Source organism: Marinisporobacter balticus (assembly GCF_004345705.1).
Taxonomy (GTDB): Bacteria; Bacillota; Clostridia; order Peptostreptococcales; family Thermotaleaceae; genus Marinisporobacter; species Marinisporobacter balticus.
The window spans coordinates 78,447-87,615 of the sequence record NZ_SLWV01000013.1 but is presented as its reverse complement, the minus strand read 5'-3'; the positions used below and the strand labels follow the sequence as shown (position 1 = coordinate 87,615).

12 protein-coding genes are annotated in these 9,169 nt (G+C 32.9%); 11 read left to right on the top strand and 1 reads right to left on the bottom strand.

Annotated elements, in window-relative coordinates:
* Positions 1 to 93: 93 nt before the first annotated feature.
* Positions 94 to 279: a helix-turn-helix transcriptional regulator gene (locus tag EV214_RS10715; protein WP_408631304.1), complete on the bottom strand. Its 186-nt coding sequence runs from the start codon at positions 277 to 279 to the stop codon at positions 94 to 96.
* 885 nt (positions 280 to 1,164) lie between these two features.
* On the opposite strand from EV214_RS10715, the gene EV214_RS19550 reads away from it, so the two are divergent.
* From EV214_RS19550 to EV214_RS10665, 11 genes are all read left to right on the top strand, one after another.
* Positions 1,165 to 1,422: a transposase domain-containing protein gene (locus tag EV214_RS19550; RefSeq protein ID WP_334295685.1), complete on the top strand. Its 258-nt coding sequence runs from the start codon at positions 1,165 to 1,167 to the stop codon at positions 1,420 to 1,422.
* A gap of 339 nt (positions 1,423 to 1,761) precedes the next feature.
* Positions 1,762 to 2,574 (top strand): DUF169 domain-containing protein, encoded by an 813-nt coding sequence (locus tag EV214_RS10705; RefSeq protein WP_132245589.1) that lies wholly within the window; start codon positions 1,762 to 1,764, stop codon positions 2,572 to 2,574.
* Positions 2,575 to 2,579: 5 nt separating this feature from the next.
* Positions 2,580 to 3,377 (top strand): ABC transporter permease, encoded by a 798-nt coding sequence (locus EV214_RS10700; protein ID WP_243116622.1) that lies wholly within the window; start codon positions 2,580 to 2,582, stop codon positions 3,375 to 3,377.
* A gap of 45 nt (positions 3,378 to 3,422) precedes the next feature.
* Positions 3,423 to 4,424, top strand: a complete 1,002-nt coding sequence (locus EV214_RS10695) for an ABC transporter substrate-binding protein (protein WP_132245585.1) — start codon at positions 3,423 to 3,425, stop codon at positions 4,422 to 4,424.
* Between the two features lie 22 nt (positions 4,425 to 4,446).
* Positions 4,447 to 5,118, top strand: coding sequence for an ABC transporter ATP-binding protein (locus tag EV214_RS19115; protein WP_243116621.1), 672 nt, complete (start codon positions 4,447 to 4,449; stop codon positions 5,116 to 5,118).
* Positions 5,103 to 5,486, top strand: coding sequence for a TOBE domain-containing protein (locus EV214_RS19110; protein WP_243116620.1), 384 nt, complete (start codon positions 5,103 to 5,105; stop codon positions 5,484 to 5,486). Before EV214_RS19115 ends, EV214_RS19110 begins: the two co-directional genes overlap by 16 nt.
* Positions 5,487 to 5,782: 296 nt before the next feature.
* Positions 5,783 to 6,541 carry a transposase gene (locus EV214_RS10685; protein ID WP_132245583.1) on the top strand — a complete coding sequence of 253 codons (759 nt, stop codon included), beginning with the start codon at positions 5,783 to 5,785 and terminating at the stop codon, positions 6,539 to 6,541.
* 247 nt (positions 6,542 to 6,788) lie between these two features.
* A complete protein-coding gene (locus tag EV214_RS10680; protein ID WP_132245581.1) occupies positions 6,789 to 7,013 on the top strand; it encodes a DUF2164 domain-containing protein in 225 nt (74 codons plus the stop codon).
* Between the two features lie 125 nt (positions 7,014 to 7,138).
* A complete protein-coding gene (locus EV214_RS10675; protein WP_132245579.1) occupies positions 7,139 to 7,585 on the top strand; it encodes a MarR family winged helix-turn-helix transcriptional regulator in 447 nt (148 codons plus the stop codon).
* 10 nt (positions 7,586 to 7,595) lie between these two features.
* The gene (locus tag EV214_RS10670) at positions 7,596 to 8,258 is read left to right on the top strand and encodes a flavodoxin family protein (protein ID WP_165916334.1); all 663 of its coding nucleotides are present in this window, start codon (positions 7,596 to 7,598) and stop codon (positions 8,256 to 8,258) included.
* Between the two features lie 117 nt (positions 8,259 to 8,375).
* Positions 8,376 to 9,164, top strand: a complete 789-nt coding sequence (locus tag EV214_RS10665) for a transposase (protein WP_243116619.1) — start codon at positions 8,376 to 8,378, stop codon at positions 9,162 to 9,164.
* Positions 9,165 to 9,169 lie beyond the last annotated feature (5 nt).

Genomic DNA, 9,169 nt, shown 5'->3' with positions numbered 1-9,169 from the left:
AATAGAAAGTAAATTGATTTTTAAAGTCATCTTCAATGGCTTGTTTGCTATGCCCATAAACTTATTGGACTGTTATCTTGATATATTTCAGACTTATTCCTCCTCATATATAAAAACATTTTCAATCGTAGTATTGAAGATTTTTGCAATTTTAAATGCAAGGGTTATAGATGGATTGTAGCGACCCTTTTCTAAGGATATTATAGTTTGTCTTGATACGTTTACTAATTTAGCAAATTCATCTTGTGTTAGATTATGAATATCTCTAAGCTGTCTGATTCTGTTTTTAATAACAATCACATCCTTTTTTATATAATAGATTTGAATGTAAAACAAACTTTACATTCTCAATATACATCTAATCCTAAATGATGTCAAGTATGCTTTACGTAAAATTCACTTTACATACAATGATGATATATGAGAAAAATGATAAAGGGACAGATCGGGAAGGTAAATAAGGAGAATTACAAGCTATTTCAGTTTGTGTTAGGTAATTCTCAGTTGTTTCTCCTACTACGTCGTCAAACCGTCGTCAAAAAGGGTACAAGTAGTCACTCGGTGTCACGGACAAGGGCAGGAGGAGAAGGACGTCATAGGCAGAAATACTGCATCGACGGCGAAAAAAATCACCGATATCAAATTTCCTAAACCGTGCGTCGGAGGTTCGATTCCTCTCGGGTGCACCAGGATATAGCTTTGCTTTCCTTAGGTTTCAAGGAAGGAGAGGTTTTTTGTTTTGTAGAGGATTTTTAGGTAGTTTCTAGTTGTTTCTGAAAAATCGCAGTTGTGGTCGGCGTTAGGATATCAGAAGGACATTGGAGAGGAATTGGTGGGTGGTAGGGATTTCAGGGTGAGAGAATCAAAGTGAAAATAATTTACTGACAAAAAGAGATTTGGGATAATTAGAGCTGAACCGTACCATAAGTGACTGCGGTTTTTACTGTATATTAGTCATATCAACTAGTGTATAGGATTGGCATGGGGTACGCTTATAGCCATAAATAAAATAAATCCATTTTAATATATATGTTCTCTTAGACTAATGTTCGAAGCGACTTTTTGTTTTTAGAGTGTTACTTAACTCAGAACATTCAAACATGAGAAAGAAGGAATCTGATACAAATATATGGAATATTTAGATAATGGTAAGCATCAACGCCAATACACATAGCAATTAAATCTTTTGTTATTGGACGAAAAAACTACTTATTCTCAAAATCAGTAAAAGGAGCTACAGCAAGTGGCATATGCTATAGTATAATCGAAACTGCTAAAGCACATAGTCTTAAGCCATTTCAATATCTAACATATCTTTTTGAAAGGCTTCCAAACATCGATTTAGAAAATGTTGATGCATTGGACGCTTTGTTGCCATGGTCAAATTCTCTATCTGAAGATATCAGGCTAAAATCTGAATAGAATATCAAAAGCATCACTTAATAAATGCTATCTTGAAAAGTGATGCTTTTATTTTAATAAATTTGAAGTTTCATTTCTAGGTGTATTAGGATTTACGCTTACTTTATAGACAACTATTGACTTTTACTAGCGAGTCTGACACTATTTTGTTTAATTTGTGGGGTGTTCGCTTATATTTTCTAGTCTTATCTAATTAAGTTCAATGTCAAGGCTTATAAAGAAATTCTATGACAAAAAAAAATGATAAATATTACTTATTGGACAGGACTATTAGGCAAAGATATAATTAAATACTAGTGGAATCACAAATACCATTAACGGAAAATCAGGAGGAATAAGATGGTTAACAAAGCTGATGTGGAAAAAGCTTATGCAGTATTAGATTTGGACAGGCAAATAGTTGGGATTAAGATAGTTAAGTCCAAATCAGAATTCGAGCAAGCTCAAGCCAAAGAATTAACCTATCCACTTGCTTATTGTGTAGCCGTTAAGCATGCAATGAAGGGGATTGCTGTGAAAATGACTCGGAAACTTTCTGGGTGTGGAGGAAGCACGAGAGCTCTCGGTCTAATTCCGCCTACAGAAAGTTTTTATAATGGTCAAGATGGTTGTGACTTAGGACTATATCAATCACCCAAACTTGCGGCAAGTGTTGCAAGGCAAATGAAATATTGTCCGCCAGATACTTATGGTGTCATTATTAAACCACTAGAACAATTTGACACAGATCCAGATGTCGTTTTGATGGTAGGTGATAGTTATCAGATTATGCGCGTTATACAAGGGTATTCCTATATCTATGGTATGCAACCGAATTTTAATATGTTGGGGAATCAAGCAATTTGCGTCGAATGCACCTCTTATCCGTTGAGGACAAATCAAATCAATGTTTCGTTGTTTTGCTCAGGAACCAGATTTTTGGCAAAATGGCGACATACTGAAGTAGCTGTAGGAATTCCTTTTGAAAAATTTGAGAAGGTAATCGAAGGAGTCCGTTTAACAGTGAATGCGGTTGAAATGAATGAACGTAAGCAAGTTATCCAGGCAAAACTCGCCAAGTTAGGCTATGATGGTTCGGAAATAAGGTTTAATCATACATATTATTTGAAATTAGAACAAGATAAACAAAAGCAGAGGAAGGAGGTTGACTAAATAGAATGCTTATGGATAAAAAAAGATTATTTATTATAGCCACTCGAACTCTGCTGATTGTAGGAGTTATAGCCCTATGGGAATGGTCTGCAGTAAATAGTTGGTATAATTCCTTTTTTACCAGTTATCCGAGTAGAATTCTTAAAGATCTAATTACTTTTGCCAAAAGCGGAGAGTTGGTTTATCATACCTCAATTACCCTCAAAGAAGCCTTCTTAGGTTTGTTTTATGGAACAATCATCGGAATCTTGCTAGGAATTCTATTTGCTCAATTTATCACGCTAGGAAGTATTTTTACTCCAATCTTAACTGCAATTAGTGGCATTCCACAGTTGGCATTAGCACCAGTGTATGTTTTATGGTTTGGGCTGGGATTAACATCAAAAGTTTTTTTAGTAAGTCTAATGGTGTTCTTTTGTGTATTTTTTTCAACTTATAATGCTATCAAAAATATTGAACAAAATTTAGTTGAATCTGCCCATATTCTTGGTGCCAATTCTCTCCAGACTTTGTGGTATATAGTATTACCAGCATGTATGCCTTGGATTATTTCAGGTATCCGAGCTGGGGTGGGAGCGTGTATGGTAGGAGCGATTATAGGTGAATATATGGGTTCTACTGGTGGTTTTGGTTGGATGATAACCTATGCAACTTCTTTTTTTATGATCCACAGAGTTATGTCATGTATTACTATTTTGCTAATAGTAGGGATAGTATTAAATTGGTGCTTGGATAAAGTTGAAAAATATGTCCTACGCTGGAGGGTTGAAACCAATTTATCTATGAGTATGAAAAGTAAATAATTTCACCAAATTAAATTACGAATGATTTCGAAAGGAGATAAAAAAATGAAAAAAATTATTGCAATATTGCTTTTAGTGGTTATGTCGATTACCATGATGGTTGGATGTAGCGCAAAAGAAACAGAAAAATCCGATAATGAGTTAACTAAGGTAGTGATTTCAGAGTTCAGACATTTAGGCTGGTTACCAGTTTATGTTGCCTATCAAAATGGTTATTTTCAGAAAGAAGGGCTAGCTCCGGAATTCGCCTTATATAAAGATGGACCAATTGCTTTTCAGGGTATGCATGGAGGAGATTCACAATTTTGCTTATTGTCTCAGGAACCAGTTTTGAAGGCAGAAGAAGAAGGTTTAGATTCTTCGATTATCTATACTGTTTTAGATACTAGACTTTATGGTTTTGTTGGGTCAAAGGATGTTAAAAGTGTCAAAGACTTGAAAGGTCAAGCTATTTTTGCAGGGATGCCAGGGTCTGCACCCTACTCTTTCGTCTCTGCTATTCTAAAAGAAGGTGGTCTAGATCCCCAAAAAGATGTAACTTTTGTAAATTTGGATTATAGTGCATCGATGACAGCCTTAAGTCAAGGACAAATAAAAGCTAGTTACATCAATGTTGATAATCGGACAGAAATTAAAAATATGGATGTCAATATATTAGTTGATACTTCCAGCCCGACTGATGCTGCCAAGTACTTAAAAACGGATGTCTTTACTGGAGAAATTATTACTACTACAAGTAAGTTTGCCGCAGAAAATCCTGAAACTGTACAAGGATTTGTTAATGCAGTACATAAAGGGACTAAATGGATTAATGAACATAATTCAGAAGAAGTGGCTAAATTAGTTGCACCTTTATTCCAAGGGATGGAAGAAGATGTTTTAGCTATAAAGATTGAAATTATAAAAGATGCTTTTACTAAAACCGGCTATATATCTGAGGAATCTCAAGCAGCTGTTGATAATTTTGCTATCAAAAATGGTGTGATTAATACACCAATCCCTTATAATAAAATTATTGATATGCAATTTGTTAATGCAATTAAATAGATTTCAGAAATGGGAAAAAGTTATGAACTATATTAGATTTGAAAATATTGAAAAATCCTTTGATATCCAAAAGGTCTTAGACGATATTAACATTTGTATTGACCAGGGTGAGTTTATTACCTTGTTAGGACCTTCTGGTTGCGGGAAAACTACATTGTTACGCTGTTTAGCAGGTTTAGAAAAAGTAGATGGTGGTAAGATTTTTTTAGACAACAGAGATATTACTTATGCTTTACCCAAAGAAAGAAACATGAGTATGATTTTTCAGCAGTATAGTTTGTTCCCAACTATGACAGTTGCTAAAAATATTGCCTTTGGTTTAAAAATGCAGAGACTCGGCCAAGCAGAAATTAAAAACAGGGTTGCCAATGCTTTGAAAATGGTTGATCTAGTGGGGAGTGAAAACAAATACCCTGGACAATTATCGGGCGGTGAGCAGCAACGTGTAGCCTTAGCAAGAAGTATTGTTACTAAATCAAAAGTTCTGCTGTTAGACGAACCCTTTAGTGCGATAGATGCTAAATTAAGAAAATCACTACAGATAAAAATCAAGGAAATACATGATGAATTAGGGATGACAACTGTCTTTGTGACTCATGACCAGGAAGAAGCTATGAGAATGTCTGATCGGATTTATTTGATGTGCAATGGTAAAGTTTTGAACAGATGGGTTCGCCTATGGATTTGTACCTAAATCCTAAGACAGCTTTTGCTGCAAGTTTTATGGGGCATTGCAATCTATTATCTCATGAAACTTTTCAACAAGTGATAGCACTTGAGAATGTTAAGGAAGGTTTCTATGCAATCCGTCCAGAGAATATTGGAATAAATCTGAAGGAAAACATTGAATATACACAAAATAATTATTATTTTAAAGGAGTCGTCAAGCGGATTATTCCCCAAGGAAATACTATTCGCTATACAGTAGTAGTTAATGGGAATCTAATAGATGTCGATACTCTCTTTGAAGTCAATAATCAGCTTACTAGAAATGATGATGTATATTTATCAATAGACAAAGAGTTGATTATTTACTTTAATAGCTCTAAAAAAATCAGTTAATGGAACTGTCGGGAAATCAGTAAATTTGATTAACCCGACAGTTTTTTTTATAAAAAAATGACCCTAATAATCCAGTCTGCTAAATTTTGATTATTAAAATCATACTTCATTTTTTTATTATCAAAAAATTTGCATGTACAGAAGAAGGGGGTCAGGCTTTACTAATTTACTAAAAATGATATACTTAAAATAATACGTAATAACAAGGGGACAAGGGAAGAAGGGACAAGGGGAGGGACAAGGGGACAGGTATATTGTCCCTAAAATAATGGCATACTAGACTTGGGGTGATAGATATGCCAAGGCAGGCTAGAGAAAAGAGCAGTACAGGAATATATCATATAATGCTTAGAGGAATTAATAGGCAAAATATATTTGAAGAAGATAAGGAACGTCAGAAATTCATGGAAACGATTCTACAGTACAAAACTATTAGCAACTATAAACTATATGGATATTGTCTCATGGATAATCATGTACATTTACTTATAAGAGAGACAAATGAAGCTATTTCTAAAGTAATAAAACGAATAAGCAGTAGCTATGTTTATTGGTATAATCAAAAATATGATCGATGTGGGCATTTATTTCAAGAACGTTATAAAAGTGAAGTGGTAGAAACTAAGGCATATTTTCTTACAGCGCTTAGATATATCCATCAAAATCCAGTAAAAGCAAGAATGATAAAGGATATAGAGACGTATTTTTGGAGTAGTTATAATGATTACATAGATCATCCAGTCATCACTGATATAGATTTTGCTTTAGAAATATTTTCGATAGATAGACAAATAGCAATAGAATTATTTAAGAAGCACTCAAAAGAAAATAATAGAGATCAATGTTTAGATTATAAGGAAAGTATCAATACATCAGATGACGAAATAATGAAGTGTTTGAATCAATTAGGAATACGAACGGTAAGTGAATTACAAAGACTTGAAAAAGAGCATAGAAATAATATTATAAGAAAGATTAAGAATGTGAAAGGTTGTACTATAAGACAATTAGCAAGAATAACAGGGATATCGAAAAGTGTCATTGATCGGATCTAACAGGGACGATTAACCTGTCCCTGTATCCCTGTATAAAGGGTAGTAGATATATTTTGAAGGATGGAGTCTTGTGATTCTATCTTTTTTTATTTTTGATTGCTTTAAATATTTGTGTAAAGCGAGTACGATATGTGCATGCTTGAAAAGGGTATTGACATTTTGATCAATAATGATTAAAATTTAAACTATAAGATTTAAGACTGTTTAAATTTAAATTATTAATGTCATAAAAAAAGAGGAGATCAAAATGAATAAAATTAAACTTACTAAAGATCGATATGAAGATGCAGTAGAAGAAATAAGAAGATATTTTGAATGTGAGAGGGAAGAATCAATTGGAAATTTACAAGGACAACTTATTTTGGACGTTATAGTAGAAAAAATAGGACCACATATTTATAACCAAGCAATTAGCGATATGCAAAAATATATGAACGATAAAGTTGATGATATGTATGCATATATGATTTAAACAATTTAATATAATGCAAAGGTTAGATTAAATGATAGAAGGATTTGATAAGAAAATTTGATGCACGCCATAATACCTTGCTTTTGTATTGATATTTTAACTATTATTGAATTGAGGTGTTTTTTATGAAAAAGGAAACAGGTAAATTACTTAATCAACTTTTTTTTGAGTATATAACATCATATCATCAAAAAGTTGGGATAGTGTTTAACCATGATGACGATACAATGCCAAAGTGTAATAAAAATCAAAGAAAAGCACTATTCGTTATTAAGAGGCAAAAAAGAATAATTCAAATAGATTTAGGAAAGTCCTTAGATTTAAGCAAAGGCGCACTTACAATACTGCTGGATTCTTTGGAAAAATTTGATTTGGTGAAACGTGAGAATGATCTAAAAGATAGGAGAAAAACTTGGGTACAACTTACGGAAAAAGGTGAACAGTATATTGATTCTAAGTTAAGATTGTATGAGCTAGGGATTGTAGAAATATTTAAAGAAATTGATGAAAAAGAGATTATAAAAGCTACTGAAAATCTTAAAGAATTAATAAAGCTTATGGATAAGTTATAGGGGGATTATGATGACAAAGAAAATTATAGGTATTTGTGGTTCAACTAAAAAAAGTAATAGTTCAAGTGAATTTTTGTTAAAATGTGCTTTAGATGAAGTAGAAAAAATGGGAGTAGAAACAAAGTTAATTAGGTTATCAGATTATAAAATCAAATCTTGTACAGGTTGTGGACTATGCATGATAAATAAACATTGTCCCATTTTAAAAGATCCTGAAGATCAATTATCATTATTATATAAGGAATGTAAGGAAGCAGATGGATTTATTTTTTCTTCTCCTGTGTATGCTCTTTCTCTTCCTGCCATATGGAAAAATTGGTTTGATCGATGTGAGCCATGTACTGATGAAGATTTATCATATGAACGTTATAGTTATGATGTTGTTAAAGATGTTAAAGGAAAAGCCTTCAAAGGAAAAGTTGTTGGTCTTATATCAATTGCTGCTGCTATTGGTCATGAGATTGCGTGGAATTCTTTTTCGCCTGTATTTACTTGTATAAATCTAACTGTTGTAGCTAATGTGGGATTAAGTTTGTTTGAATATGATTCACAACCAGCTGTTAGATTAAAACCTTGGGCTAAAAGCATTAAAGACGCTGAATTTGCAATAAATATGGCTAGTTCATTGGGGAAAAGAGTGTATGAAACAACTAAATTCTTTTCGAAGGCGTAAAAATATTAGATAAGTGGTTTAAATAAGCTAAATGGGACAAGGGGAAGGGACAAGGGGACAGGTATATTGTCCCTAGAATAATGGCATACTAGACTTGGGGTGATAGGGGTGATAGGGGTGATAGGGGTGATAGGGGTGATAGATATGCCAAGGCAGGCTAGAGAAAAGAGCAGTACAGGAATATATCATATAATGCTTAGAGGAATTAATAGGCAAAAGATATTTGAAGAAGATAAGGATCGTCAGAAATTCATGGAAACGATTCTACAGTACAAAACTATTAGCAACTATAAACTATATGGATATTGTCTCATGGATAATCATGTACATTTACTTATAAGAGAGACAAATGAAGCTATTTCTAAAGTAATAAAACGAATAAGCAGTAGCTATGTTTATTGGTATAATCAAAAATATGATCGATGTGGGCATTTATTTCAAGAACGTTATAAAAGTGAAGTGGTAGAAACTAAGGCATATTTTCTTACAGCGCTTAGATATATCCATCAAAATCCAGTAAAAGCAAGAATGATAAAGGATATAGAGACGTATTTTTGGAGTAGTTATAATGATTACATAGATCATCCAGTCATCACTGATATAGATTTTGCTTTAGAAATATTTTCGATAGATAGACAAATAGCAATAGAATTATTTAAGAAGCACTCAAAAGAAAATAATAGAGATCAATGTTTAGATTATAAGGAAAGTATCAATACATCAGATGACGAAATAATGAAGTGTTTGAATCAATTAGGAATACGAACGGTAAGTGAATTACAAAGACTTGAAAAAGAGCATAGAAATAATATTATAAGAAAGATTAAGAATGTGAAAGGTTGTACTATAACGGATCTAACAGGGACGATTAACCTGTCCCTGTGTCCCTATCCCTGTGTCCCCTAGTAAAA